The sequence below is a fragment of the Achromobacter sp. Marseille-Q0513 genome, from assembly GCF_018195695.1.
GTDB lineage: Bacteria > Pseudomonadota > Gammaproteobacteria > Burkholderiales > Burkholderiaceae_B > Achromobacter.
Genome location: NZ_JAGTJY010000671.1, coordinates 1 through 317, shown reverse-complemented (window position 1 = coordinate 317; position 317 = coordinate 1). Strand labels below are relative to the sequence as shown.

Below are 317 nucleotides of genomic sequence, written 5' to 3'. Positions count from 1 at the left end.
GTCCAGGAAACCGGGGCCGCGATTCTCTTCCCCTTTTTTTTTTCTTCTCTTCCCCCTCTTCCTTCCCCCCTCCCTCCTTCCTCTCCTCTCTTCCCTTCCTCTTTCTCTTCTCCCCCTCTCCTCTCCCCCTCTCCTTCCTCCTCTCTCTTCTTCCTTCTTCTTCTTTCAAAAAAAACAACACAAGAACCATAACACGTCCCCGCATCCTCGGTTCACAGAAAACAGCAACCACATCACACCTACCCTCTCCCCTGATCCCATATACTCTGACTACTATCCCTCGCATATCTTTTCCAACCTACCTAACTCAGTCATCA

Annotated in this window: 1 protein-coding gene; it reads right to left on the bottom strand. The window is 50.2% G+C overall.

Annotation, left to right across the window (positions count from 1 at the left end):
- On the bottom strand, positions 1 to 286 hold a 286-nt coding region (locus tag KDH83_RS32245; RefSeq protein WP_212323296.1), incomplete at its 3' end, for a hypothetical protein.
- Positions 287 to 317: the final 31 nt, after the last annotated feature.